Consider the following 26,199-nt stretch of genomic DNA (forward strand, 5'->3'; position numbering starts at 1 on the left):
CAGATGACAGGTCCTGCAATCCTCCTGCTGCTGGCGGGCCTTGGCGCAATCGCCTGGGTCAGCGCCCGCGCCCGCGCGCTGCGGCTACAAACCGCAGCCCGGGCGTCCGGCCGCCGCGACGCCGTGCATAGCCTGCCAGGCTATCATGGCTGGTATGTCGCGCTGTGGACACTGATCCCGGCCGCCATTTTCCTGGCGGTCTGGGCGAATGTCGCCCCCGGCCTCATTACCCAGGATGTGCTGAGCAGCCCGGCGGCGCAGAGCCTGCCCACCGATGATTTCTCGCGCTCCGCCATTCTGGGCGAGGCGCGGGCGATCGCGACGGGCAAGCAGGCTGGGGCGTTCAACCCGCTCTCGCAGGGCCTTGTTGATCCTTATAAAGCCGCCACCGGCAAATATGGCATGGCGGGCGCGGCCCTCGCGCTGGTCCTCGCCTTTGCCGGTGGCGCTTACGCCTTCACTCGGGTCCGTCCAGACTTTCGCGCCCGCACGCGGGTCGAGCGGCTCGTCATGGCGATGCTGCTGATCGCCTCGCTGCTCGCGATCATCACTACGCTCGGCATCGTCGCCTCGCTGCTGTGGGAAAGCTTCCGCTTCTTCTCGATGGTGAACCCCATCGACTTCCTCTTCGGCACCAAATGGAGCCCGCAATCCGCCGCCATGGGCTATGGCAATGAGGATGCGTTCGGTGCCGTACCGCTCTTCTGGGGCACGATCTTCATCGGCGCGATCATCGCCATGATCGTCGCCATCCCGCTGGGCCTCATGAGCGCCATCTACCTCACCCAATATGCGCAGCCGCGTGTACGCAAATGGATGAAGCCCATCCTTGAGGTGCTCGCGGGCGTACCAACGGTGGTCTATGGCTATTTCGCCGCGCTCACCATCGCGCCAGCCCTGCGCGACTTCGCCGTCGCCATCGGCATCCACAGCGCGAGTTCCGAAAGCGCGCTGGCCGCCGGTCTCGTCATGGGCGTGATGATCATCCCCTTCGTCTCCTCAATGGCCGACGACAGCATCGCCGCCGTGCCGCAGTCCATGCGCGACGGCAGCCTCGCCATGGGCGCAACCACCAGCGAGACCATTCGCAAAGTCCTCATCCCCGCCGCCCTGCCCGGCGTCGTCGGTGGCGTCCTGCTGGCCGTCAGCCGCGCCATCGGCGAGACGATGATCGTGGTGATGGCTGCGGGCCTGTCCGCCAACCTCACCTTGAACCCCTTCGCCAGCGTGACGACGGTCACGACCCAGATCGTCCAGCTACTGACCGGCGACCAGGAATTCGACAGCGCCAAGACGCTTGCCGCCTTCGCGCTCGGCCTCGTCCTGTTCATCGTCACCCTGCTGCTCAACATCGTGGCCCTGCGGGTCGTGAAGAAATATCGCGAGGCTTACGAATGACCGCCACCCGCACCCCCACCGACTGGAAGTCGGACGCGATGCGCAAGCGGATCGCCCGGCGCTACGCCGCCGAGCGCCGCTTCAAGCTGGCCGGTCTCTTTGCCGTACTGCTCTCCGCCGCATTCCTGGCCTTCCTGCTCTTCACGATGCTGGGCAACGGCCTGCGCGGTTTTACTCGCACAGAGATCGCGGTGAAGATCGACTTCCCTGCCTCTCCGCTGCTGCTCGATCCCAACGCCATCACCGATCAGTCGCTCGCCAACGCGAACCTGCCGATGGTGACGGGCGAGACGGTAAAGAAGGCGCTGGGCGCGGACGCAGAGGAATGGGTTTCCTCCACCGCCTGGACCGTCCTGCGCGACAGGATCAAGGCGGACCCCAAGATCCTCTCGCGCACCGAAACGATCGCGCTGCCCGCTTCCACAGCGATCGACCTTGCCGCCAAGAGCAACGCGTCGCCGGAGGCCGAAGCTGCCGTGGATCGCCTCAACAAGGCTGGCCTGCTCTCCACCGGGATCAACTGGAACTTCCTGTCCGCCAGCGACGGCACCGATCCGACCCAAGTCGGCATCTGGGGCGCGTTCAAGGGTTCGCTGCTGACGATGCTCGTCACCCTGGCGCTCAGCTTCCCGATCGGTGTCGCGACCGCGCTCTATCTGGAAGAATATGCCCGCAAGAACTGGCTGACCGACATCATCGAAGTGTCGATCAACAATCTTGCCGCCGTTCCCTCGATCATCTTCGGCCTGCTGGGGCTATCGATCTTCCTCAACTTCCTGCACCTGCCGCGCTCTGCGGCGCTGGTCGGCGGCATGACGCTGGCGCTGATGACCATGCCCGTGATCGTCATCGCCGGACGCAACGCCATCAAGTCGGTGCCGCCCAGTATTCGCGACGCTGCGCTCGGCATCGGCGCTTCGCCGGTTCAGGTCGTATTTCACCACGTCCTTCCCCTCGCCCTGCCCGGCATTCTCACCGGCACCATCATCGGCATGGCGCGCGCGCTCGGGGAGACGGCTCCGCTGCTCATGATCGGCATGCGCGCCTTCATCGCCACGCCGCCGGGCGGCATCACCGATCCTGCGACCGTCCTCCCCGTCCAGATCTTCCTCTGGTCGGACGAAGTCTCCAAGGGCTTCGTCGAAAAGACCTCCGCCGCCATCATCGTCCTGCTGGTGTTCCTGCTCGCGATGAACGGCCTCGCCATCTACCTGCGCAACAAGTTCGAAAAACGGTGGTAAATATGATGCACGAACCACAAACCCTGGTGCCTGCCACCGAAACCAAGATGACCGCGCGCGATGTAAAGGTCTTCTATGGCGAGAAACAGGCGATCAAGGGCGTCTCCATCGACGTCGATATGGACAATGTCACCGCCTTCATCGGCCCGTCGGGCTGCGGAAAGTCGACCTTCCTGCGCACATTGAACCGCATGAACGACACCGTGGCGAGCGCCCGCACCGAAGGCACGATCACGCTCGACGGCGAGGATATCTACGCCCCAAGCATGGACGTGGTGCAACTGCGCGCCCGTGTCGGCATGGTGTTTCAAAAGCCCAATCCGTTCCCCAAGTCGATCTACGAAAATATCGCCTACGGCCCGCGCATCCACGGCCTGGCCCATGGCAAGGCAGACCTCGACGTCATCGTCGAAAAGTCGCTCCGCCGCGCTGGTCTCTGGGACGAAGTGAAGGATCGCCTCCACGACAGCGGCACCGCGCTTTCGGGCGGCCAGCAGCAGCGCCTCTGCATCGGCCGCGCGATCGCGGTCGAGCCCGAAGTCATCCTGATGGACGAGCCCTGCTCAGCGCTCGACCCAATCGCAACGGCCAAGATCGAGGAACTGATCCACGAACTGCGCGGCCGCTACGCGATCGTCATCGTCACCCACAATATGCAGCAGGCCGCCCGCGTGTCGCAGCGCACGGCCTTTTTCCACCTGGGCGAACTGGTCGAATATGGCGTGACGTCGGACATCTTCACCAATCCGAAGCAGGAACGGACCAAGGACTACATCACCGGACGCTACGGCTGATCGGAGCGGAGAGAAAAGACATGGCTGAACATACGATCAAGGCGTTCGACGAGGAAATCGACAAGCTGCGCGGCCTCATCGCTGAAATGGGCGGCCGCGCCGAAGCAGCCATCGAAAGCGCGATGCTGGCCCTCCAGCGCCAGGACAAAACCCTCGCCGCGCAAGTGGTGGCCGACGACAAGCGCATCGACGCGATCGAGGCGGAGGTTGAAAAGCTGGTGATCCAAGTCATCGCCCTGCGCGCGCCCATGGCCAACGACCTGCGCGACGTGATCGCCGCGCTTAAGATCGTGGGCGTGGTCGAGCGGATCGGCGATTACGCCAAAAATATCGCCAAACGCGTACCGCTGATCACCGCCAATCAGCGCACGCTGGAGCCGGTCTCGCTTCTCCCCTCCATGGGGCAGGTCGCAGCCGAAATGGTGCATGACGCGCTCAACGCCTTCGCCGCGCGCGACGCCGATCTGGCGCTGGCCGTGATCGAGCGCGACACGGTCGTTGATGATTTCTACAATAGCGTCTTCCGCACGCTCGTCACCTATATGGTCGAAAATCCCAAGACCATCAGCGAGTGCGCGCACCTGCTCTTCGTCGCCAAGAATATCGAACGGATCGGCGACCACGCCACCAACGTCGCCGAGATGGTCTATTACGCCGCCACCGGCCAGACCGCGCCGGACCGCGAACGCGGCGGCTCCCAACCGCTGGAGGATTGAGCATGGCGAGAGCCAAGATGCTTCTGGTCGAAGATGACGCGGCGCTCGCAGAACTTCTCATCTGGCATTTCAAGCGAGAGGATTTCGAGGTCGCCCACACCGTCGATGGCGAGGAGGCTCTGCTCCTCGCCCAGGAAAATGTCCCCGACATCGTCCTGCTCGACTGGATGGTGGAAAGCCTGTCCGGCATCGAAGTCTGCCGCCGCCTGCGCCGCATGAACGGCACGGCGAACGTCCCTATCATCATGCTGACGGCGCGCGGCGAGGAAGAAGATCGCGTCCGCGGCCTAGAAACGGGCGCGGACGACTATGTCACCAAGCCATTCTCTCCCCGCGAACTCGTCGCCCGCGTCGGCGCGGTCCTGCGCCGCGTCCGGCCAGCCCTTGCTGGAGAAACGCTGACCTTCGCGGATGTCGAGATGGACACGGTAGGCCACAAGGTCCGCCGCGGCGGCCAGGTCATCCCGCTCGGCCCCACCGAATTCCGCCTGCTCAAACATTTCCTGGAGCATCCCGGCTGGGTCTTTTCGCGCGAGCGCCTGCTCGACAGCGTTTGGGGACAGGATAGCGACATCGAGCTACGCACCGTGGACGTCCACATCCGTCGCCTGCGCAAGGCGATCAACGCGGACGGCAAATATCGCGACATCATCCGCACGGTGCGCTCGGCGGGCTATGCGCTGGATACGGATGGGGTGGGCTGACTTGCCCTGCTCTTGAGGGAAAGGGAGCAGAGCCAGACTTAAATAAGCGGACATTCAGCTTCCCTCTCCCGCAGGCGGGAGAGGGAGGGGTCCGCCGCGAAGCGGTGGGAAGGTGAGGGTCGGTCACGCAGAACACCCTCGTGCAACTGCGCCTTGCCAGCAAGCTGGCAAGCTTCGTATCCTTCTCCCGCCAGCGGAAGAAGGATGTTCAAGCCGCCTTGCGCGCCTTGCTCAGCTTCTTCAGCAGCATATCCCGCTTCAGCCGCGACAGGTGATCGACGAACAGAACGCCCTGCAAGTGATCCATCTCATGCTGCAGGCAGGTCGCGAGCAGGCCTTCCAGCCGCTCCTCATGAATGCGCCCATCGCGGTCCATCCAGCTGGCGCGAATCGTCGCGGGCCGTTCCACCTCAGCGAACTGTTCGGGCACCGACAGGCAGCCTTCATTATAGACCGACAGGTCTTCCGACGTTTCAAGAATTTCGGGATTGATGAACACCATCGGCTTCTTGACCCCCGGTGCGCCCTCTTCGTCCGATTCGGGTTCCTGCAGGTCGATCACGAGCACCCGCTTGGGAACACCAACCTGAATCGCCGCCAAACCAATGCCCGGCGCGTCATACATGGTCTCGAACATGTCATCGATCAGACGCTGCAGATCGTCGTCGATCGCCTCCACCGGAGACGAAATGGTACGCAGGCGCGGATCGGGCGCCTCTAGGATCGGAAGAATGGCCATGACCGTAAAATAATCCGACAGCGCCGAAAATTCAAGCGACCGGGCGCCTGGCCCGCAATGCTTGCGCCAAAGTGCCCTCGTCCAGATAGTCCAACTCGCCGCCCACCGGCACGCCATGGGCCAGTTGCGTCAGCCGCACCGGAAAACGCTCCAGCCGTTCGGCCAGATAATGCGCGGTCGTCTGCCCCTCCAGCGTCGCATTCATCGCCAGCACGACCTCGTCGATCCCGCCCGCCTCAACGCGGGACACCAGCGCATCAATGCTCAAATCCTCCGGCCGCACGCCCTCAAGCGCCGACAGGCGACCGCCCAGCACATGGAAGCGACCGGGGAACAGCCGCGATTTGTCCAACGCCCACAGGTCCGCCACATCCTCCACCACGCACAGCGCCCGTGCATCGCGGCGGGCATCGACACAGATGCCGCAAGGATCAACCGTATCGACATTTCCGCATATACCGCATGTCACGAGCCGGTCATTCACCGCGTCCAACGCGCGCAGCAGCGGCTCCAGCGCGCTCTCGCGCTTCTTAAGCAGATGCAGCACGGCGCGCCGCGCGGAACGCGGGCCAAGGCCGGGCAGGCGGGACAGCGCCTGCGTCAGCGCTTCGATCTCGGGAGAAGCCATGGAACCGAGATAGGGGCTTGCAAGTCCGGGGTCAAAAGAGTTGAGAGACGTCCTTGGAAATACGCCTTAAGCCTATTCCCGAGGCGGCTCCGGCCGGAACCCAACAAAAGGCCCGCCATGCGCATCATCTATATGGGAACCCCCGATTTCGCCGTCCCCGCGCTCACCGCGCTGGCAAAGGCTGGCCATGAAATCGTGGCGGTCTATAGCCAGCCGCCCCGCCCCGCCGGACGCGGAAAGGCGCTGCGCCCCTCACCCGTTCACAGCCAAGCCGAACAGATGGGCATTGAGGTGCACACGCCGCTCTCCCTGAAAGACGCGGAGGTCCAGGCCGCCTTCGCCGCGCTCAAGGCCGACGTTGCGGTGGTCGCCGCCTATGGCCTGATCCTCCCCCGCCCGATATTGGAAGCGCCTCGCTTCGGCTGCCTCAACATCCACGCCTCCCTGCTTCCCCGCTGGCGCGGCGCAGCGCCGATCCAACGCGCGATCCTGTCAGGCGACAATCTTAGCGGCGTCACGATCATGGATATGGAAGCCGGGCTCGACACAGGCCCCATGCGCGCCAAGCATGTCACGCCGATCGAGGACAAGACCGCAGGCACGCTTACGGACGAACTGGCGCAGGCAGGGGCGAAACTGATGGTCGAAGTGCTGGAGGACCTTCCCGCCCATCCGCCCATGCCCCAACCGGAGGAAGGCGTCACCTACGCATCAAAGATCGACAAGGCCGAATCCCGCATAGACTTTACCCGCGATGCACATCAGGTCGAACGACAGGTCCGCGCCTTCAATCCCTTTCCAGGCGCCTTCTTCGAATATCGCGGCGAACGCTTCCGCATTCTCGCTGCTCATGTGGAGGAACATGGCGGCGCGCCGGGCGAATTGCTCGACAACAGCCTGCTCATCGGCTGCGGCCACGGGGCCATCCGTCCCACCCTCATCCAGCGCGCAGGCAAGGGCGCAATGTCACCCGGAGAACTGCTCCGCGGTTATGACATGCCAGCGGGCAGCCGCGTCGATGGCTAGCCCCTCAATAAGCCCCTCCCTTTCAAGGGAGGGGGAAGGGGTGGGTGCGAGCGCAGCGAGCCCAAACGCCAACAGCTTCACAAACATGATCATATGACCCGCTTCGCCTTCACCGTAGAATTTGATGGCCGCCCCTTCATGGGCTGGCAGCGCCAGGCGCATGGCCCCAGCGTGCAGCAGGCACTGGAAGACGCCATTCACGCCATCACCGGCGAACAGGCCATCATCCACGCAGCTGGCCGCACCGACGCGGGCGTTCACGGCCTCGCGATGCGCGCGCACGCCGACATAGAAAAGCCCCTCACTCCCTTCCGCCTCATGGAGGCGATGAACGCGCGCCTGCGCCCCAATCCGGTCGCCATCCTCGCCTGCGAGACTGTGCCCGATGATTGGCACGCCCGCTTCTCCTGCACCGGCCGGGCCTATATCTACCGGATCGCCAACCGCCGCGCCCCTCTGACGTTGGAAAGCGGCCTCATATGGCGCGTCATCCAGCCGCTCGACACGGACGCGATGCAGGAAGCGGCCCAACTCCTCGTTGGCCGCCATGACTTCACCACCTTCCGCTCGGCCCATTGCCAGGCCGAAAGCCCCCTAAAGTCTCTAGACCGCCTTGATGTCGCGCGCGAGGGCGACCGCATCGCCATCCATGCCGCAGCGCGCTCCTTCCTCCATCATCAGGTCCGCTCAATGGTAGGCTGCCTCGCCCTGGTCGGCATGGGCCGCTGGTCGGTCGAAGACATGTGCGCCGCCCGAGACGCCAAGAACCGCGCTGCACTAGGGCTAAACGCGCCGCCTGACGGCCTCTATTTCGTGAAGGCGCAATATCCCGAATGACGCTTTTCGTTCCGTCCGTGCGAGTAGGGACTGAGAACGAAGGGGGTGTTTTGGTATCAAGGTAGAGGCGCTTAAAGCCGCGTCCGGAACGGCGTGAAATCCGTTCCCTCATCATATACGTCCAGCCCTTCGGCCCGCTTCAGCCCATTGACCACCATATAAGTCACCGGCGTCAGAACCGCTTCCCAAAGCACTTTCAGCATCCAATTGGTGACCATCACCGTTAGCACCTGATCCGTCGTCCAGGTGCCATAGAAGGCAAGCGGATAGAAAAGCAGGCTATCCACCCCCTGCCCGACGATCGTCGATCCGATCGTCCGCATCCACAGATGCTTGCCCTGCGTCAGCAGTTTCATCTTCGCCAGCACGAAACTGTTGGCGAACTCCCCCGCCCAGAAAGCCGCCAGCGAAGCGAAGACGATGCGCCATGTGCTGCCGAACACCGCCTCATAGGCTTTCTGGTCAGGCCAGCCTTCCGCCGGAGGCAGCTTCACCACCACCCAGCTCATCAGCGCCATGAACAGCATCGCGCCGAACCCCGCCCAGACGCAGCGCCGCGCCCGCGCATAGCCATAAACCTCGGTCAGCACGTCCCCAAGCACATAGCCCAACGGGAAAAACAGGATGCCTGCGCCAAAGGTAAAGCCAAACAATGTCGATAGCTTCGCCGCCCCAATCAGGTTGGACAGCAGCAGGATCGCGACGAACGCTGCAATGAAGAAATCGAAATAGCGCATGGGCCGCTCGGAGAGCGCCTGCGCATCGATTTTCCGAACCCCCATCTCGGTCATGCGCCCCTGCATATCCGCCCGCCGCGCAAATGCAATGCCGCGCATGATTGCGCGCGCCCGCAACCCTCGCTATCGAAGCGCTCACATGGCCCCGTAGCTCAGCTGGATAGAGCATTCGCCTTCTAAGCGAATGGTCGCAGGTTCGAATCCTGCCGGGGTCGCCACCTATAAACGCCAGCCCAGCAGCAGCATGACCAGCCCCGCGATCAGGATCGCGAAGGCCAGAAAGCCAAAGCCCCAGTCCGGGCCATCCCTATTCGCCATCGAGCGCGCTATCGAACGGCCTTCCCCGCATCAGCAGGTCGTCCGTCACGGTCATCGTGAAAATGGGGTCCGCATCGGGCGGCACTTCTGCGATGGCATCGACAAAGGCCGCACGCGTCTCCGGCTCGTCATAGACCATCTTCTGATCAAACGCCGCGCGCCATGTCGCCTCGTCCGGCCATTCCGCATAGCCGACGAAGCGCCCCTCCGCATCACGATGCAAGCGGGAGCCGTAGCTCCCATATTTTTCGCGGATCAGATCAGTCCCGCGCCGCCACGCCGCGCGGAACTGCTCTTCTTTACCTGGATGCACTCGCCACCAATAGACCGCGACAAACATCGCCTCTCTCCTTCAAGGATGAAAGAATGATGCGCGCGGCCAGAGGTTGCAGCAATCCCTTCCCCTACCCCGTTCGTTTCGAGCGAACGGGTGGGTAGCTGGGCCTAAATCAAAGAACCGACTGCCCGGTTTTCTCCCAATCCGCCAGGAAGCCCGCGATGCCCTTTTCGGTCAGCACATGATTGAACAGCGCCTTGATGACCGAAGGCGGCGCAGTCATCACGTCCGCGCCGATCTTCGCGCTCTCCAACACATGGATCGGGTGCCGCACGCTCGCCACCAGGATTTCCGTGTCGAACGAATAATTGTCGTAGATCAGGCGGATGTCCTCGATCAGCTTCATGCCGTCAAAGCCATTATCGTCATGCCGCCCGACGAAGGGCGAAATGAAGCTCGCGCCCGCCTTCGCCGCCAAAAGCGCCTGATTGGCCGAGAAGCAGAGCGTCACATTGACCATCGTGCCTTCGCTGGTCAGCGCCTTGCAGGTCTTCAGGCCATCAATGGTCAGCGGCACCTTGATGCAGACATTGTCCGCGATCTTCCGCAGCACGGCCGCTTCCTTCATCATCGTCTCATGGTCGAGTGCGACCACCTCGGCCGACACCGGGCCATCGACGATGCCGCAGATTTCCTCGACGACTTCCACGAATTTGCGACCCGACTTGTGGATCAGCGACGGGTTGGTGGTGACGCCGTCCAGCAGGCCGGTGGCGGCAAGTTCGCGGATCTCATTGGTATCGGCGGTATCGACGAAGAACTTCATGGAAATGGCTCCGGAGCGGGGTGTGCGAATCGCCACCCCTTTAGCGGCTGATCCCGGCATTAGCCATTATTGCCAGCAGCAGGCTTTACGGAAACAGGGCTGTAACATTATGACGGCGGCACCTTTCCAAAGGACCCAACTCGATGCACCGCTTCCTGCGCCCACGCCACATCCCGGGCGCGCTCGCCATATTGGTGGCGACCGTTGCCATGCCCGCCGCTGCCGCTACCGGAGAAACGCAGGCATGGATCACTGAATCGCTCGTCATCGCCGCAACGCCTGCCGATACGATCTCGCTGGACCACAGCCAGCGTTTCCGCCGCGACAGTTCGAACGGCGATCAGCAGACCGCTCGCGTCCTGCTGGACCATCGCATCGCCAAGGGGGTGCAGCTTGGCGGCGGTCTCGCCTTCTTCCATTCCGGCCCGGAACAGGAGTTGCGCCTGTTTCAGCAGGCAACGCTCACGCGCGGCATCTTTCTCGCCCGCACGCGGATCGAGCAGCGCTTTTTCGACACCGCCAACCGCGCAAGCTGGCGTCTTCGTCAGCGCGTGCAGGCGTCCCTCCCATTGGGCTCTGCAAAAGGCCCGACCCTCGTCGCCGCCGCCGAACTTTTCTTCCACCTCAACCGCGCGCGGCCCAGCGACAAGACGGGCCTGGCCGTCATGCGCCAGCAGATCGGGCTGCGCCAGCCGCTCAGCAAGGCCATTGACGCCCAACTGCTCTACATGCGGCAACAGACCTTCCGCGACGGCCGCCCGGACGCTGTCGTCCATGTTCCCTGGCTATCGCTCAGCTGGAAAATCTGAACGCGCCGCCTTGCCTCACGCCTCGCAACCGATAGGGAGGGGCAGATGAGTTCGCGCGCCCGTGTCATCCTCCTGAACGCCGCCTTGGGCCCGCTCGATTATCGCGTGCCCCACGGGATGAGCGCCAAGCCCGGCAGCATCGTCGTCGCCCCGCTCGGCCCGCGCCAATTGATCGGCGTGGTGTGGGAAGAAGACGCCTTTCCCGACATCGAAACGGTCGGCGACAACCGCTTGCGCAACATCACCAGCGTCGTCGATGCGCCCCCGGTCCCGGAAACCCTGCGCCGCCTGATCGAATGGACGGCAGATTATTATCTCGCCCCCATCGCCGCCGTGCTACGCATGACGCTCGCGTCGTTGAGCGCGCTCGAAGGCGCCCGCACCGTCATAGAATATCGCGCTACCGGCGACCTGCCCGATCGCATGACCGATCAGCGCGTGCAGGCGATGGAGCGTATCGGCGAGCGACAGGGCCTGATCCGTGAACTGGCGATGATCGGCGGCGTCAGCGACGCCGTCATCCGTGGCCTGGTCAAGGCCGGGGCCTTCGAAGCGGTGGAGGTCAGCGTCGATACGCCCTTCCCCGCGCCCGATCCCGGCCATGCGCCGCCCGTCCTGTCAGACAATCAGGCGGCAGCGGCAGACCAGTTCGTCCAGGCCGTCAACGAACGCAACTTCGCGCCCTTCCTCCTCGATGGCGTTACCGGCTCCGGCAAGACCGAAGTCTATTTCGAAGCCATCGCCGCCGCCATCCGGCAGGGCCGCCAGGTCCTCGTCCTCCTCCCCGAAATCGCGCTGACCGAACCCTTTCTCGAACGCTTCGAAAAACGCTTCGGCACGGTCCCGGTTAACTGGCATAGCGGCCTGCGCCAGACCGAACGCCGCCGCGCCTGGCGCGCCATAGCTGCGGGTGAAGCCGCCGTGGTGGTTGGCGCCCGCTCCGCCCTCTTCCTGCCCTATCCCAATCTTGGCCTGATCGTCGTCGATGAAGCGCATGAGGCCAGCTTCAAGCAGGAGGATGGCGTCCATTATCACGCCCGCGACGTGGCGGTGATGCGCGGGCTGATCGAGAAATTCCCCGTCATCCTGGCCTCCGCCACGCCCGCGATCGAAACGCGCCATCAGGTCGAACTCGGCCGCTATCAGGAAATCAAGCTCCCCTCCCGCTTCGGCGGCGCGGAAATGCCGGGGATAGAGGGGATCAACCTCCTCACCGACCCACCTGAGCGCGGCCGCTGGATCGCGCCGCCTCTCGTCAAGGCCATCGATGAAACAATGGAAAAGGGCGAACAAAGCCTCCTCTTCCTCAACCGGCGCGGCTATGCCCCGCTGACGCTGTGCCGCCATTGCGGCTACCGCTTCCAATGCCCCAATTGCACCAGCTGGATGGTCGAGCACCGCCTGACGCGTCGCCTCGCCTGTCATCACTGCGGCCATGTCATCCCCTCGCCGCGCTTCTGCCCGGAATGCAAGGAGGAGGACAGCCTTGTCGCCTGCGGCCCCGGCGTCGAACGCATCGCGGATGAGGTAAAAGCGCTATGGCCACAGGCGCGCACCGCCATCGTCACCTCCGACACGCTCTGGTCCCCCGCCAAGGTCGCCGAGTTCGTGAAGTCGGTGGAGGCAGGCGCGGTCGATATCATCATCGGCACACAGCTCGTCACGAAGGGCTATCATTTCCCCAACCTGACGCTGGTCGGCGTGATCGACGCCGACCTCGGCCTGGAAGGCGGCGACCTGCGCGCTGCCGAGCGCACCTTCCAGCAGATCGTTCAGGTCGCGGGCCGCGCTGGCCGTGGTCAAAAACCCGGCCGCGTCTTCATCCAGACGCGGATGCTGGAAGCGGAGGTCATCAAAGCGCTCATCGCGGGCGATTCGGAACGCTTCTATGAAGTGGAGACTGAAAATCGCCGACGCGCCAACGCCCCGCCCTTCGGCCGCTTCGCCGCCATCATCGTATCCAGCGAGGATGCCGACGAGGCTGCTCAGGTCGCCCGGCTGATCGGCAAGTCCGCCCCGATGATAGACGGCATGCGCGTCTATGGGCCTGCGCCCGCACCCCTCTCGGTCCTGCGCGGCCGCCACCGCCACCGCCTGTTGATCCACGCCACAAGGGCGATGGACGTGCAGAGCGCCATCCGCGAATGGCTCGGCAATCTCACCTGGAAATCAGGCACCCGCGTCGCCGTGGACGTCGATCCCTACAGCTTCATGTGATGGCCAAAAACGCCCATGGAAAGCCCCTGCGTCAACATCTGCATGCTGGACAAGGCAGGCCGCCTCTGCACCGGCTGCGGCCGCACAAGAGACGAAATCAGACGCTGGCGCGGCATGAGCAAGGCCGAACGCCGCGCAATCATGGAGCGGCTGAAGCAAGCGGACCCGTGACGATAAAAACCGGCCGCGCAGCCCAGAATTGCAGTCCGGGGCCCGATCAATGTCGGTCGCCAGCTCTTCCTAACCGTCACCAGCTCTTCGTCACCCCGGACTCGATCCGGGGTCTCACTCAACTTCGCCAATCAAAGGAAGCGGGATTTCGATTTAAGGCCGGTATGTCGGGAAAGGTGTCCCTAACGGCCATTAGCGGACGTTGCGCAAGCCCCTCACCTCTTCCGCAAGCGGGAGGGGCGCGAGACTTGCCGAACCGCAGGTGAGGCTTAGTCGCAGCGGGATAGGCTGTGCGGCGTCCGCTAACCACCCAAAGCCGACACGCCCTCACCCCCGCCCTTCCCGCTCCAAAAGCGCCTTCTTCCGTTCCAACCCATAGGCATAGCCGCCCAAACTCCCGTCGCTCCGCAAGACGCGATGGCAGGGGATCAGCACCGCCAGCCCATTATCGCCGCAAGCCGTGCCCGCCGCCCGCACCGCACCCGGCTTGCCGATCGCCGCTGCAATCTCGCCATAACTGCGAGTCTCGCCCGGAGGTATCGCGCGCAATGCTTCCCACACCGCCTGCTGAAAAGCCGTGCCGCACACATCCAGCGGCAGATCAATCGGCCGCCCAGGCTCCTCGATCAAGCGGACGACTTGCGCCGCAAGCCCTTCCAACGCTGCGTCCCCGCCCATCAAATCCGCCTTGGGAAAGCGCCGCCGCAAATCCGCTTCATTCTCATCGAAGCTGATCCGGCACAGCCCCTTGGCGGTCGCGGCGACCAGCACCGGGCCAAGGCTCGACTCCACCACGACATGGCGGATCGTGACACCCCGACCGCCATCTTTCCACGCGCTGGGCGTCATCCCCAGATGCCGCTCCGCATCAGCATAGGCCCGGCTGGGCGCATTATAGCCCGCCTCATAGATCGCACTGGTGACGCTCCCGCCCTCCTCCAGCGCCGCTTTCAACCGTTCCGCCCGCAGCGACCTTGCATAAGCCGCGGGGGTAAGCCCGGTCTCCCGTTTAAACAGCCGATGAAAATGATGCGGCGCATAGCCGGCATGTGCTGCGACCTCCTCCAGCGAAGGGGGCGTCTCTGCCCCGCCGATAAAGAGTTTCGCCGCTTCCACTGCCAGTCTGTCCCGCCCCACTTCATCGGGGCGGCAGCGCAGGCAGGCCCGAAACCCCGCCGCCCGCGCCGCCTCCGGATCGGGCAGGAAGATCATATTCTCCCGCCGTGGGTGCCGCGCCGCACAGCTCGGCTTGCAATAGATGCCGGTCGTCAGCACCGCGCCGACGAACTGCCCGTCCAGGGCCCGGTCACGGCGCAGAAACGCGTCCCAGCAAGCATCAGGGTCGAGCGGCATCTGCGTCGAGGCGGAAAGGTCGGTCATCTGGTTCATGCTTATGGAATAGCAGAGCGGCTCCGGCCAGCCTTCCCGCCGCTTGCGTTCAAAGCATTTCTCGATTGCCTAAGTCCGGGCTTCGCATATGAATGCGCCCAACCATGGTCGCTTGTCTTCGCCGCCTCTGCCTTCTGCTCGCGCTCGCTTTGCCCGCTACGGCATTGGCGGAACAGCAGGATATCGCCGCCGCCGCCCGTGGCGTGGTCCGCATCGCCATCGTCGCAACAGATGGCAGCGAAGCCTATTTCGTCGGGCATGGCAGCGGCTTTGCCGTTGCGCCGGACAAGGTCATCACCAATGCCCATGTCGTCGAGCTGACGCGCGAGGAGAAAAATCTCGTCATCGGCGTGATCCCGTCCGAAGGCCGCAAAAGCTATGGCGGCCGCGTCATCGCCTATTCGCCCGGCAATGATCTTGCGCTCATCCAGCTGGAGGAAGGGCATCTTCCCGTTAGCACCTTCTATGCAGGCGCGGTCAGCGATGGGCAGCATGTGACAGCCATCGGCTATCCCGGCACCGTCGATCGCGCGCAGGGCCTCGGCCTTAGGCAAATGGTCGAGCCGCTCAGCACGGTAAAGACCAGCGGCAACATATCCTCCGGCCGCTCCAGCCAGAGCTTCGACACCATCCTCCACACCGCACCTCTCGCCGCCGGGAACAGCGGCGGGCCATTGGTCGACGACTGTGGCCGCGTGCTGGGGGTCAACAGCTTCGGCTCCGTGTCGGATGGCAATGACGCCGAATTCGGGTTCGCGGTCTCATGGCGTGAAGTGGCCTCCTTCCTCCGCCAGGCCGGAGTTTCCTCACTCCACACTGTCATCCCCTGCCGCTCCATGGCGGAAGCCGACGCGGCCGAAGCCGGGCTGTCCCAGCGGGAAGCGCAGCAGAGCGAACAATCCGAACGCGCCAAGGCCGACGCGCGGGAGGCAGCCATCGAAAAAGCTCGCGACACCGCCGAGCGCGACATCATCTCCGCCCGCGAAAACGCCATGGCGGGGGCGGCGGTCCTCCTCGCCTTCGCCGTGCTGGGGCTGGGCGCTGGCGGGCTTTTCTACAGCCAGGGCCGCGAACGCCGCGCCACCTGGTTTCTCGCTGGCGGCGGTCTGCTGCTGCTTGGCGCCTTCGCTCTTTTCTTCCTCAAACCGAGCTTTTCCAGCATCGATGAACGGGTGAAGCTGCCCGATGACGGTCGCGTCACCGGCAACAACGCCTATGCGTGGGAAGGCGACAATATCTGCCGCGTCGATTTTGACCGCAGCCGCCTTACCATCTCCGAAGCCAACGACATCCCGTTCAACTGGACCCAAAGCGGCTGCGTCAATGGCAGCAGTCAATATGTCAGCGCCGGCAGTGAATGGGAACGTGCGACCGTCCCCGATTCCGGCAATATTATAACAGTCAGCCGCTTCAGTCCGGCGACCGGCACATTGCGCATTCAGCGCTGGCTGCCCGATGCCGACACGATGGACAAGGCGCGGGCGTTGCTGAAGGATGGCCCGATCAGGGCGTGCGGCAGCGACTCCGACCTGCTCGGCAGGATCGCGGGACTGCGATCCGGTCTCGCCGCCCTCTTGCCCGCCCAGCCGAATGAACGGCTCGTCTATCATTGCCGCAAGGGCCGCCTCGCTCCTCCTGATCCGTCCAACTGACCGGAATCCGGCGGCAGGATGCGCCGTCAAATCGACTTGATTCCATCCTTATGACGGAATCGCGTTCCATGGCTTGCATAGTCATAATCCCGCTGCTAACCGGCCCGGCAACAGGGGAACGGGACGGCAAGACCGCGCCCCTCTTTTTGCATGACCGGCAATCAAGTGCCAGTAACCCAATGGAGGACGGTAAGCGCGTGGAGACTACCGGCGGCATTCAGGCTAGCCTCAGCGGCCGCTACGCGGTTGCGCTGTTCGATCTGGCTCGCGACGGCAACGCCCTCGATACCGTGGCGAACAGCCTCGGCGCGATCAAGGCGGCGATCGCCGAATCGGCGGATTTCAAGGGCCTCATCAACAACCCGGTGCTGAGCCGCGACACGGCGAGCAAGACTGTTGCAGCTGTCGCCGCTTCGATGGGCCTCGATTCGCTCACGACCAAGTTTCTGGGCGTGCTGGCCGAGAACCGCCGCCTGGCGCAGCTCCCCGCGATCATCCGCGCTTATGAAACCCTGCTGTCGAATCACAAGGGCGAGACCCGCGCCGAAGTGACGAGCGCGCATCCCCTCGACGCAAATCAGGTCACCGCCCTGCAGCAGAGCCTGCGCGCGCGCGTCGGCCGCGAAGTCGCGGTCGATGCCAAGGTCGATCCCGCGATCCTCGGTGGGTTGGTCGTCAAGATCGGCAGCCAGATGATCGATTCCTCCATCCGCACCCGTTTGAATAGTCTCGCCCAGGCGATGAAAGGCTGAACATGGATATCAACGCCGCAGAAATTTCGAAGGTCATCAAGGACCAGATCGCCAATTTCGGCACCGAAGCGCAGGTGAGCGAAGTCGGTTCCGTGCTGACCGTGGGTGACGGCATCGCCCGCGTCCATGGCCTCGACAATGTCCAGGCGGGCGAAATGGTCGAGTTCGCCAATGGCGTGCAGGGCATGGCGCTCAACCTCGAAGCCGACAATGTCGGCGTCGTGATCTTCGGCTCGGACGCCGAGATCAAGGAAGGCGACACCGTCAAGCGCACCGGCACCATCGTCGATGTTCCGGTCGGCAAGGGCCTGCTCGGCCGCGTCGTGGACGGCCTCGGCAACCCGATCGATGGCAAGGGTCCGATCGCTTACACCGAGCGCAAGCGCGTCGAAACGAAGGCTCCGGGCATCATCCCCCGCAAGTCGGTGCACGAACCCGTGCAGACCGGCCTCAAGGCGATCGACGCCCTCGTCCCCGTCGGCCGTGGCCAGCGCGAGCTGATCATCGGCGACCGCCAGACCGGCAAGACCGCCGTCGCGATCGATACCTTCATCAACCAGAAGGGCATCAACGCGGGCGATGACGAGAGCAAGAAGCTCTACTGCATCTACGTCGCCATCGGCCAGAAGCGCTCGACCGTCGCGCAGATCGTCAAGCAGCTCGAGGAAAATGGCGCGATGGAATATTCCATCGTCGTCGCCGCGACCGCTTCGGAGCCCGCTCCGCTCCAGTATCTGGCGCCCTACACCGGCGTCACCATGGGCGAATATTTCCGCGACAACGGCATGCATGCCGTGATCGTCTATGATGACCTTTCCAAGCAGGCCGTCTCCTATCGCCAGATGTCGCTGCTGCTGCGTCGTCCTCCGGGCCGCGAAGCCTATCCCGGCGACGTTTTCTACCTGCACAGCCGCCTGCTGGAGCGTGCGGCGAAGATGAACGACGCCAATGGCGCAGGCTCGCTGACTGCGCTGCCGATCATCGAGACGCAGGCGGGCGACGTGTCGGCCTACATCCCGACCAACGTGATTTCGATCACCGACGGCCAGATCTTCCTCGAAACCAACCTCTTCTACCAAGGCATCCGTCCGGCCATTAACGTCGGTCTGTCGGTGTCGCGCGTGGGCTCGGCCGCGCAGACCAAGGCGATGAAGAAGGTTTCGGGCTCGATCAAGCTGGAGCTGGCTCAGTATCGCGAAATGGCGGCCTTCGCCCAGTTCGGTTCGGACCTCGACGCTTCGACCCAGAAGCTGCTGAACCGTGGTGCGCGTCTGACTGAGCTGCTCAAGCAGGCCCAGTTCTCCCCGCTGCCCTTCGAAGAGCAGACCGCGTCGATCTTCGCTGGCACCAACGGTTATCTGGACAGCGTGCCGGTCAAGGACGTGACGCGTTATGAAGAGCTGATGCTCGCTTATCTGCGCCACGACCATGCCGATGTCCTCGCCGCGATCCGCGACAGCAAGGATTTGGGTGATGAGCCCAAGGCCAAGCTGAAGGCCGCGCTCGACAGCTTCGGCAAGACCTTCGCCTAATATTTAGCCGTCACCCCAGCGCAAGCTGGGGTCTCAGGCCGGATAGGTCCGACCTGGGGGCGTGAGATGCCAGCCTTCGCTGGCATGACGGAACAGGATTGAACGAGACGGTAAATGGCCAGCCTCAAGGAACTGAAGATCCGCATCGGGTCGGTGAAGTCGACCCAGAAGATCACCAAGGCGAAGCAGATGGTCGCCGCCGCGAAGCTGCGCAAGGCGCAGGCCGCGGCCGAAGCCGCGCGTCCCTATTCCAGCCGCTTGGAAGCGGTCGTCGCCAGTCTCGCTTCGAAGATCGCGGGCGGTTCGGGCGAAGGCGCTTCACCGCTACTCGCCGGCACCGGCAAGGATGACGTTCATCTGCTGGTGGTCGCCAACTCGGATCGTGGTCTTGCGGGCGCGTTCAACGCCAACATCGTGAAGGCCGCTCGCGCCAAGGCCGAGGAGCTGATCGAGCAGGGCAAGACCGTCCGCTTCTATCTGATCGGCCGCAAGGGCCGTCCGGTCATCAACCGGACTTTCCCCGGCATGATCGTCGCCCAGTTCGAAACCACCGGCGCGAAGGAACCGGGCTACTCGCAGGCTGAAGCGATCGCGCACGAGCTGACCGACATGTATCTGAACGGCAAATTCGACGTCGCGCACCTCTTCTTCTCGCGCTTCAAGTCGGCGCTGGCGCAGATCCCGACCGAACAGCAGATCATCCCGGTCAAAATCCCGGCGGACGCCGACCGCAACGCCATTGCCGCCACGGTGGAATATGAGCCGAGCGAGGAAGCGATCCTCGACGACCTGCTGCCGCGCAACGTGACGGTGCAGATCTTCAAGGCGCTGCTGGAAAACAACGCGTCCGAACAGGGCGCCTCGATGACCGCCATGGACAATGCGACCCGCAATGCCGGCGACCTCATCAACAAGCTGACCATTCAGTATAACCGCAGCCGTCAGGCCGCGATCACCACCGAACTGGTCGAAATCATCTCGGGCGCCGAAGCCCTCTAAGATCACGCACGCAAGGAAGCAGTCATGGCAACCACCAACAATGTAGGCCGCATCTCGCAGGTCATCGGCGCTGTCGTCGACGTGACCTTCCCCGATGCGGTCCCGTTCATCCTCTCGGCGCTGGAAACCAGCAACAACGGCCAGCGCCTGGTGCTGGAAGTCGCCCAGCATCTGGGTGAGAACACCGTCCGCACCATCGCGATGGACTCGACCGACGGCCTGACCCGTGGCCAGGAAGTGACCGACACCGGCGCGCAGATCTGCGTTCCCGTCGGCCCGGCCACGCTCGGCCGCATCCTGAACGTCGTCGGCGAGCCGATCGACGAGCGCGGCCCGGTCGCCACCACCCTCTCCGCCCCGATCCACGCCAAGGCTCCCGAGTTCGTCGACCAGTCGACCGAAAGCTCGATCCTGGTCACCGGCATCAAGGTCATCGACCTTCTCGCCCCCTATGCGAAGGGCGGCAAGATCGGCCTGTTCGGCGGCGCGGGCGTCGGCAAGACCGTGCTCATCCAGGAACTGATCAACAACATCGCGAAGGGCCATGGCGGCACCTCCGTGTTCGCGGGCGTCGGTGAGCGGACCCGCGAAGGCAACGATCTCTATCACGAATTCCTCGACGCCGGCGTTATCGCCAAGGACGCCGACGGCAATGCGATCAGCGAAGGTTCGAAAGTGGCCCTGGTTTATGGCCAGATGAACGAGCCGCCGGGCGCCCGCGCACGCGTCGCCCTGTCGGGCCTCACCATCGCGGAATATTTCCGCGACCAGGAAGGCCAGGACGTGCTGTTCTTCGTCGACAACATCTTCCGCTTCACCCAGGCGGGCGCGGAAGTGTCGGCTCTGCTCGGCCGTATTCCTTCGGCGGTGGGCTATCAGCCGACCCTGGCGACCGACATGGGCGCGCTGCAGGAGCGCATCACCTCGACCAACAAGGGTTCGATCACCTCGGTGCAGGCCGTGTACGTCCCCGCGGACGACTTGACCGACCCGGCGCCGGCAACCTCCTTCGCGCACTTGGACGCCACCACCGTTCTTAACCGTGCGATCTCGGAGCTGGGCATCTACCCCGCGGTCGATCCGCTCGACTCCACCAGCCGCGTCCTTGAGCCGCGCACCGTGGGCCAGGAACATTACGACACGGCCCGCGCGGTCCAGTCGATCCTGCAGAAGTACAAGTCGTTGCAGGACATCATCGCGATCCTGGGCATGGACGAGCTGTCCGAAGAGGACAAGCTGACCGTCGCCCGCGCGCGCAAGATCCAGAAGTTCCTGTCGCAGCCCTTCCACGTCGCCGAAGTCTTCACCGGCATCTCGGGCAAGTTCGTCCAGATCGAAGACACGGTGAAGTCGTTCAAGGCCGTGGTCGAAGGCGAATATGACCATCTGCCCGAAAACGCCTTTTACATGGTCGGCGGCATCGACGAAGCCGTCGAAAAGGCGAAGAAGCTGGCCGCCGAAGCGGCGTAAAAGAGCTTCCCCTCCCGCAAGCGGGAGGGGATTGAGGGGTGGGCAGCGAGCGAAGCGAGCAGCGACATACCCTGACAAGCTGCAACGATTGCTACGCAATCGACCCACCCCAACCCCTCCCTTGAAAGGGAGGGGCTAAGGAAGCGAAAATGGCACTGCATTTCGAACTCGTGACCCCCGAAAAGCTCGTCCGCTCGGAAGAGGTCTATCAGGTCGTCGTCCCCGGCACCGATGGCGACTTCGGCGTGCTGGAAGGCCACGCCCCCTTCATGTCCACCGTCCGCGACGGCGCGATCCAGATCTTCGCCAGCGCCGGTTCGGCCCCCGAAGTCATCCCCGTCCAGGGCGGCTTTGCGGAAGTGAATGAAAAGGGCCTAACCGTCCTTGCGGAGCATGCTGGCTGATCGCAACGACGACAGCTATCCGATAAATATAAGAAGGCCGCGCTCCGCATCGGGGCGCGGCCTTTTTGTTGTGCCACACGCTGCGGTCTCGCCATGCCCTGCCCGGCTCCATTAGCCATTTGTCAAAGTTTCCGCCCTATTCACCATTTCCAGGCATATTTGATCGGTCTCCTCGTGGTTGGCTGGACCGATTGGAACATTCCGGCGGAGAATTATGAGCGCGTTTGGACGGAAAAATGGACCTGCCGGCATTAAGCCGGGATTCGGCGTCGCCCGGCCGATGCAGGGCGGAGCGCCTCGCGAGGAAGTGCGCGGAGGCGAGCAATTTCCGCCGCTCGACATGGCGCCCTTGCCGGCGGAAACGCTGGCCGATCCGCTTTCCGCACCTACCGGCCAGATGCAGCGCAACGCCGACGCGCTGCAGCGGCTCTCCGACCGCGCCAATGCGGAACATGTGCCCGATGCAGGGCCGCAGGGCTTTGAGGCGTCGGTCCACAAGATCAAGGAACAGGTTCTTCCACGCCTCCTGGAGCGCGTCGATCCCGAAGCCGCCGCAACCCTCAGCAAGGATGAGTTGGCGGAGGAATTCCGTCCCATCATCATGGAGGTGCTGGCCGAACTGAAGCTCACCCTCAACCGGCGCGAACAGTTCGCGCTGGAAAAGGTGCTGGTCGATGAACTGCTCGGCCTCGGCCCGCTCGAAGAACTGCTGGCCGATCCGGACGTCAGCGACATCATGGTCAACGGCCCGGAACAGACCTATATCGAAAAAAAGGGCAAGCTCCAGATCGCCCCGATCAAGTTCCGCGACGAGGAGCATCTGTTCCAGATCGCGCAGCGCATCGTGAACAAGGTCGGTCGCCGCGTCGATCAGACCACACCGCTGGCCGACGCCCGCCTGCCCGACGGCAGCCGCGTCAACGTCATCGTGCCGCCCCTTTCGCTCCGCGGCACCGCCATCTCCATCCGTAAATTCTCCGCCAAGCCGATCACGCTCGACATGCTGGCGCAATGGGGCGCGATGAGCCCGCAAATGTGCACGGCGCTGAAGATCGCGGGCGCCTGCCGCATGAACATCGTCATTTCGGGCGGCACCGGCTCGGGCAAGACGACCATGCTCAATGCCCTATCGAAGATGATCGATCCGGGCGAGCGCGTACTGACCATCGAGGACGCGGCCGAACTCCGCCTGCAGCAGCCGCATTGGCTACCGCTCGAAACCCGCCCGCCGAACTTGGAAGGGCAAGGCGCGATCACCATCGGCGACCTCGTCAAGAACGCCCTGCGTATGCGCCCGGACCGCATCATCCTGGGCGAAATCCGTGGCGCGGAGTGTTTCGACCTGCTTGCCGCCATGAACACCGGACATGACGGCTCCATGTGCACGCTGCACAGCAACTCGCCCCGCGAGTGCCTGGGCCGTATGGAAAACATGATCCTGATGGGCGACATCAAGATCCCGAAAGAAGCCATTTCCAAGCAGATCGCCGACTCGGTCGATCTCATCGTGCAGGTCAAGCGCCTGCGCGACGGCTCGCGCCGCGTCACCAATGTAACCGAGGTCATCGGCATGGAGGGCGACGTCATCGTCACCCAGGAACTGTTCAAGTTCGAATATCATGACGAGGACGACAGCGGCCGTATCGTCGGCGAATATCGCTCCATGGGCCTGCGTCCCTACACGCTGGACAAGGCGCGGCAGTTCGGTTTCGACCAGCCGTTCCTGGAAGCCTGCCTCTAACAATCTCGGCTGGCGGAGCTTTACGCCTCGCCAGCCGCTTGCGCTCCGCCATCGCAAACGGCACATCTGTTTCCTCGCCGATAAAGAGAGGATCCCTGATGAACCGTCTCGCGCGCGCCGGTCTGTTGCTGACCGCCATCGCTGTTCCCGCCCTGCCGCTCGCCGCGCAGCATGCCGGTCATGCAAGCCACAAGCCTGCCCAGGCGGCCGATCCGATCGCCGCCGCAGTCGCTGCGCCAAGCCGCAGCGCCGCCAACACGGCCCGCGATAAATATCGGCACCCCGCGCAAACGCTCGCCTTCTTCGGCGTCGCGCCCGGCCAGACCGTGGTGGAATATAGTCCCAGCGGCGGCTGGTACACGGAGATCCTCGCTCCGCTGCTGCGCGAGAAGGGTACTCTCTATGCGCTCCAGCCTTCGGGCCGTTATCTGGACGGTTACCGCAAATTTCTCGCCGCGAAGCCCGATGTCTATGACAGGGTGAAGCTGGTTGCCTTTCCGGAGCAAGCCGCAATGATCCCGGTGGGCAGCGTCGATACGCTGCTCACTTTCCGCAACGTCCATAATATGGTGATGGCTGGAACGGAAACGGCAACCTTCAAGGCGTTCTACGATCTTCTGAAGCCCGGCGGGACGCTGGGCATCGTCGATCACCGCTTGCCGGAGGACCGGGACGCCGCGCTGGAAAAGAGCAGCGGCTATCTCAAGGTATCGACTATCCGCCGCCTGGCCGAGGCGGCGGGCTTCGAATATGTCGGCGCTTCGGAAATCAACGCCAATCCCAAGGACACGGCCGACTGGCCAAAGGGTGTCTGGACCCTGCCCCCCACCCTAACCAATGGCGATGTGGACAAAGCCAAATATGTAGCGGTCGGCGAAAGCGATCGAATGACGCTGAAATTCCGCAAACCCGGGCGATAGCATATCGGCGGTTGCCTCCTCGCGGCGCATGTCTAAAGCGGGCGCGTGCAACCGCCTGCCCCCACGAGCCCCCCGGAGGAGCTTCCGCCGCCTCCCCCTCTGCGGGAGGAACGACCGCTCACCGGCATCGGACTGCGCCTTGTCGCCATGGCCTTCCTGGCAGCGATGTTCGCGCTGGGCAAAGTCGTCGGCACGCGCGGGGTGCATCTCGGCGAGTTGCTCTTCTACCGTCAGGCGCTGGCCCTGCCGATCATCGTCGCATGGGTCGCGCTGACCGACGGATTGCCCTCAGTACGGACCAACCGGCTTGGCATTCATGTCAGCCGGACAGCACTCGGCCTCACCGGCATGGCGCTCAACTTCGGCTCCTACATGCTGTTGCCATTGACGGAGGCGACCACGATCGGCTTCACCATGCCGATCTTCGCCACGCTGCTGTCCGCGCTGCTGCTAAGGGAGGCGACCGGCCCGCACCGCTGGGCGGCCATCCTGTCGGGCTTTGTAGGCATATTGATCATGATCCGCCCGGATAGCGCCCATTTCCCGCCGCTGGGGCTCGCAGTGGCTCTGTCCGCCGCCGTCATGACCGCCTGCATCAGCCTTTTGCTCCGCGATTTGGGGCGAACGGAAAAGGCGGGCGTCATCGTCTTCTGGTTTACGGCCCTATCCATCCCGCCGCTCGGCCTGCTGATGCTGTTCGTCGGACAGGCGCATGATCCGCTGACCTGGGCGCTGCTCGCCGGCGTCGGCATCACCGGCGGCTGCGCACAGCTTTGCATGACCGGATCGCTACGCTGCGCGCCTGTCTCCGTCGTCCTGCCGATGGACTACAGCACCATCATCTGGTCAACGATGCTGGGCCTCATCATCTGGGGCGAATGGCCGATCGGCACCACCTGGATCGGCGCCATGCTTATCATCGCCAGCGGCCTTTATATCGCTTGGCGGGAGCATGCGCGCGCCCGCCGCTTCGCTTCAGCCTAGCAGTTCCGCGTCCAGGCTGATCTCCGCATTCAACAGCTTGGATACGGGGCAATTGGCCTTCGCCTTCCCGGCCAGTTCCTGGAACTGCGCGTCCGACGCTCCCGGAATTTTCGCCTTCAGCGTCAGCTTGCTCGCGGTAATCGCAAAGCCGCCCTCCTGCTGCTCCAACGTGACCACGGCATTGGTCTCCATCTTCTCCGCCGTCAGCCCGGCCTCGCCCAGAATCAGCGACAGCGCCATGGTGAAGCAAGACGCATGGGCAGCCGCGATCAATTCTTCGGGATTTGTGCCCGGCACGCCTTCGAACCGCATCGCAAAGCCATAGGGATGCGCGTCCAGCGCCCCGCTTTGGGTGGTTATCGCGCCCTTTCCGTCCTTAAGGCCACCGCTCCAAACCGCTGATCCGCTACGATTGATCTTCATATGATCCTCCTGCCTGAAGAAACGGGAACCCCGCCGATCCTGCCCGGTTTCCTCTCTATAGCGCATAACGGTACAGGAGCGTGACAATGAGCGGCCCAGAAGCAGAAAATCCCGGCGACCTGATCGCATCGGATCGGGTGGAAGGCACGGCCGTCTATAATCGCGCAGGCGACAGGCTCGGCCACATTTCCAACTTCATGGGGACAAGCGCAGCGGCCAGGTGCGCTACGCCGTCCTGTCCTTTGGCGGCTTCCTTGGCCTCGGCAACGATCGTTACCCGCTGCCCTGGTCCATACTGAACTATAATAAGGACAAGGGCGGCTACGTGGTGGATTTGGACAGGGAAAAGCTGGACGAAGCTCCCCGCCATCTGTCGGGCGTTCAGCCCGACTATGACGAAGCCTATGGCCGCAGCGTCTTCTCCTATTACGGGCTCATCTATCCTTGGTGAGAGGCGCTGCCCTACCATCTGGCAAGGTCCGCCAGAAGCTGAAC

Annotated in this window: 26 protein-coding genes, 1 tRNA gene and 1 pseudogene; 21 read left to right on the top strand and 7 right to left on the bottom strand. The window is 63.7% G+C overall.

Annotation, left to right across the window (positions count from 1 at the left end; translation table 11 throughout):
* The first annotated feature begins 3 nt into the window (after positions 1 to 3).
* The 5 genes from pstC to phoB are packed head-to-tail and all read left to right on the top strand — an operon-like array spanning position 4 to position 4,853.
* Positions 4 to 1,398, top strand: coding sequence for a phosphate ABC transporter permease subunit PstC (gene pstC, locus ACFO3E_RS03530; RefSeq protein ID WP_380802548.1), 1,395 nt, complete (start codon positions 4 to 6; stop codon positions 1,396 to 1,398).
* Positions 1,395 to 2,639, top strand: coding sequence for a phosphate ABC transporter permease PstA (gene pstA / locus ACFO3E_RS03535; protein WP_380802551.1), 1,245 nt, complete (start codon positions 1,395 to 1,397; stop codon positions 2,637 to 2,639). The genes pstC and pstA overlap by 4 nt, the downstream gene beginning before the upstream one ends.
* A gap of 5 nt (positions 2,640 to 2,644) precedes the next feature.
* Positions 2,645 to 3,433 (top strand): phosphate ABC transporter ATP-binding protein PstB, encoded by a 789-nt coding sequence (gene pstB / locus ACFO3E_RS03540; RefSeq protein ID WP_066528620.1) that lies wholly within the window; start codon positions 2,645 to 2,647, stop codon positions 3,431 to 3,433.
* A gap of 20 nt (positions 3,434 to 3,453) precedes the next feature.
* Entirely contained in the window at positions 3,454 to 4,149 is a 696-nt protein-coding gene (gene phoU, locus ACFO3E_RS03545; RefSeq protein WP_066524598.1) for a phosphate signaling complex protein PhoU, read from the top strand.
* Positions 4,150 to 4,151: 2 nt separating this feature from the next.
* On the top strand, positions 4,152 to 4,853 hold the full coding sequence (phoB, locus tag ACFO3E_RS03550) for a phosphate regulon transcriptional regulator PhoB (protein WP_066524599.1): 702 nt from the start codon (positions 4,152 to 4,154) through the stop codon (positions 4,851 to 4,853).
* 208 nt (positions 4,854 to 5,061) lie between these two features.
* Here the strand turns inward: phoB and def are convergent, their stop codons facing one another.
* Entirely contained in the window at positions 5,062 to 5,592 is a 531-nt protein-coding gene (def, locus tag ACFO3E_RS03555; RefSeq protein ID WP_066524602.1) for a peptide deformylase, read from the bottom strand.
* Positions 5,593 to 5,623: 31 nt separating this feature from the next.
* Positions 5,624 to 6,220 carry a recombination mediator RecR gene (recR, locus tag ACFO3E_RS03560; RefSeq protein ID WP_066524604.1) on the bottom strand — a complete coding sequence of 199 codons (597 nt, stop codon included), beginning with the start codon at positions 6,218 to 6,220 and terminating at the stop codon, positions 5,624 to 5,626.
* A gap of 117 nt (positions 6,221 to 6,337) precedes the next feature.
* On the opposite strand from recR, the gene fmt reads away from it, so the two are divergent.
* Positions 6,338 to 7,246 carry a methionyl-tRNA formyltransferase gene (gene fmt / locus ACFO3E_RS03565; RefSeq protein ID WP_066524606.1) on the top strand — a complete coding sequence of 303 codons (909 nt, stop codon included), beginning with the start codon at positions 6,338 to 6,340 and terminating at the stop codon, positions 7,244 to 7,246.
* A 93-nt stretch (positions 7,247 to 7,339) separates the two neighbouring features.
* A complete protein-coding gene (gene truA / locus ACFO3E_RS03570) occupies positions 7,340 to 8,083 on the top strand; it encodes a tRNA pseudouridine(38-40) synthase TruA (protein ID WP_066524607.1) in 744 nt (247 codons plus the stop codon).
* A 71-nt stretch (positions 8,084 to 8,154) separates the two neighbouring features.
* Here the strand turns inward: truA and ACFO3E_RS03575 are convergent, their stop codons facing one another.
* On the bottom strand, positions 8,155 to 8,874 hold the full coding sequence (locus ACFO3E_RS03575; protein ID WP_066528622.1) for a queuosine precursor transporter: 720 nt from the start codon (positions 8,872 to 8,874) through the stop codon (positions 8,155 to 8,157).
* Positions 8,875 to 8,961: 87 nt separating this feature from the next.
* Between ACFO3E_RS03575 and ACFO3E_RS03580 the strand changes: the two genes are divergently transcribed.
* A tRNA-Arg gene (locus tag ACFO3E_RS03580) sits at positions 8,962 to 9,038 on the top strand.
* Between the two features lie 89 nt (positions 9,039 to 9,127).
* Here ACFO3E_RS03580 and ACFO3E_RS03585 read toward each other — a convergent pair.
* Together ACFO3E_RS03585 and fsa are read right to left on the bottom strand one after the other, a co-directional pair.
* Positions 9,128 to 9,478, bottom strand: coding sequence for an antibiotic biosynthesis monooxygenase family protein (locus ACFO3E_RS03585; RefSeq protein WP_066524611.1), 351 nt, complete (start codon positions 9,476 to 9,478; stop codon positions 9,128 to 9,130).
* Between the two features lie 109 nt (positions 9,479 to 9,587).
* Positions 9,588 to 10,241 (bottom strand): fructose-6-phosphate aldolase, encoded by a 654-nt coding sequence (gene fsa, locus ACFO3E_RS03590; RefSeq protein ID WP_066524612.1) that lies wholly within the window; start codon positions 10,239 to 10,241, stop codon positions 9,588 to 9,590.
* A gap of 143 nt (positions 10,242 to 10,384) precedes the next feature.
* On the opposite strand from fsa, the gene ACFO3E_RS03595 reads away from it, so the two are divergent.
* The 3 genes from ACFO3E_RS03595 to ACFO3E_RS03605 are packed head-to-tail and all read left to right on the top strand — an operon-like array spanning position 10,385 to position 13,438.
* Positions 10,385 to 11,050 carry a DUF2490 domain-containing protein gene (locus ACFO3E_RS03595; RefSeq protein ID WP_066524613.1) on the top strand — a complete coding sequence of 222 codons (666 nt, stop codon included), beginning with the start codon at positions 10,385 to 10,387 and terminating at the stop codon, positions 11,048 to 11,050.
* Positions 11,051 to 11,095: 45 nt separating this feature from the next.
* Entirely contained in the window at positions 11,096 to 13,267 is a 2,172-nt protein-coding gene (locus tag ACFO3E_RS03600; RefSeq protein WP_066524616.1) for a primosomal protein N', read from the top strand.
* Between the two features lie 15 nt (positions 13,268 to 13,282).
* On the top strand, positions 13,283 to 13,438 hold the full coding sequence (locus ACFO3E_RS03605; protein WP_066524617.1) for a DUF1289 domain-containing protein: 156 nt from the start codon (positions 13,283 to 13,285) through the stop codon (positions 13,436 to 13,438).
* Between the two features lie 327 nt (positions 13,439 to 13,765).
* Here the strand turns inward: ACFO3E_RS03605 and ada are convergent, their stop codons facing one another.
* Complete coding sequence (gene ada / locus ACFO3E_RS03610; protein WP_066524619.1) at positions 13,766 to 14,827, bottom strand: bifunctional DNA-binding transcriptional regulator/O6-methylguanine-DNA methyltransferase Ada; 1,062 nt, start codon at positions 14,825 to 14,827, stop codon at positions 13,766 to 13,768.
* 104 nt (positions 14,828 to 14,931) lie between these two features.
* Here ada and ACFO3E_RS03615 point away from each other — a divergent pair, with 104 nt between their 5' ends.
* The 9 genes from ACFO3E_RS03615 (at position 14,932) to ACFO3E_RS03655 (ending at position 25,281) form a co-directional block, all read left to right on the top strand.
* Positions 14,932 to 16,479, top strand: a complete 1,548-nt coding sequence (locus ACFO3E_RS03615) for a S1C family serine protease (RefSeq protein WP_380802561.1) — start codon at positions 14,932 to 14,934, stop codon at positions 16,477 to 16,479.
* Between the two features lie 197 nt (positions 16,480 to 16,676).
* On the top strand, positions 16,677 to 17,231 hold the full coding sequence (locus tag ACFO3E_RS03620; protein ID WP_066528628.1) for a F0F1 ATP synthase subunit delta: 555 nt from the start codon (positions 16,677 to 16,679) through the stop codon (positions 17,229 to 17,231).
* Between the two features lie 2 nt (positions 17,232 to 17,233).
* Complete coding sequence (gene atpA / locus ACFO3E_RS03625) at positions 17,234 to 18,763, top strand: F0F1 ATP synthase subunit alpha (RefSeq protein ID WP_066524621.1); 1,530 nt, start codon at positions 17,234 to 17,236, stop codon at positions 18,761 to 18,763.
* 114 nt (positions 18,764 to 18,877) lie between these two features.
* Complete coding sequence (locus tag ACFO3E_RS03630; RefSeq protein ID WP_066524622.1) at positions 18,878 to 19,762, top strand: F0F1 ATP synthase subunit gamma; 885 nt, start codon at positions 18,878 to 18,880, stop codon at positions 19,760 to 19,762.
* A 24-nt stretch (positions 19,763 to 19,786) separates the two neighbouring features.
* A complete protein-coding gene (gene atpD, locus ACFO3E_RS03635) occupies positions 19,787 to 21,232 on the top strand; it encodes a F0F1 ATP synthase subunit beta (RefSeq protein WP_066524623.1) in 1,446 nt (481 codons plus the stop codon).
* A 149-nt stretch (positions 21,233 to 21,381) separates the two neighbouring features.
* Positions 21,382 to 21,636 carry an ATP synthase F1 subunit epsilon gene (locus tag ACFO3E_RS03640; RefSeq protein ID WP_066524624.1) on the top strand — a complete coding sequence of 85 codons (255 nt, stop codon included), beginning with the start codon at positions 21,382 to 21,384 and terminating at the stop codon, positions 21,634 to 21,636.
* A gap of 214 nt (positions 21,637 to 21,850) precedes the next feature.
* The gene (locus ACFO3E_RS03645) at positions 21,851 to 23,377 is read left to right on the top strand and encodes a CpaF family protein (RefSeq protein ID WP_066524625.1); all 1,527 of its coding nucleotides are present in this window, start codon (positions 21,851 to 21,853) and stop codon (positions 23,375 to 23,377) included.
* Between the two features lie 98 nt (positions 23,378 to 23,475).
* Complete coding sequence (locus ACFO3E_RS03650) at positions 23,476 to 24,297, top strand: class I SAM-dependent methyltransferase (RefSeq protein ID WP_066524629.1); 822 nt, start codon at positions 23,476 to 23,478, stop codon at positions 24,295 to 24,297.
* A 45-nt stretch (positions 24,298 to 24,342) separates the two neighbouring features.
* The gene (locus ACFO3E_RS03655; protein WP_082919540.1) at positions 24,343 to 25,281 is read left to right on the top strand and encodes a DMT family transporter; all 939 of its coding nucleotides are present in this window, start codon (positions 24,343 to 24,345) and stop codon (positions 25,279 to 25,281) included.
* Here ACFO3E_RS03655 and ACFO3E_RS03660 read toward each other — a convergent pair.
* A complete protein-coding gene (locus tag ACFO3E_RS03660) occupies positions 25,273 to 25,704 on the bottom strand; it encodes an OsmC family protein (RefSeq protein ID WP_066528633.1) in 432 nt (143 codons plus the stop codon). The two genes, ACFO3E_RS03655 and ACFO3E_RS03660, sit on opposite strands and share 9 nt — an antisense overlap.
* Positions 25,705 to 25,790: 86 nt before the next feature.
* Between ACFO3E_RS03660 and ACFO3E_RS03665 the strand changes: the two are divergent.
* Positions 25,791 to 26,155 (top strand): annotated as a pseudogene (locus tag ACFO3E_RS03665) (PRC-barrel domain-containing protein).
* The last annotated feature ends 44 nt before the right edge of the window (positions 26,156 to 26,199 follow it).

The sequence above is a fragment of the Sphingobium tyrosinilyticum genome, from assembly GCF_042654265.1.
Taxonomy (GTDB): domain Bacteria; phylum Pseudomonadota; class Alphaproteobacteria; order Sphingomonadales; family Sphingomonadaceae; genus Sphingobium; species Sphingobium tyrosinilyticum.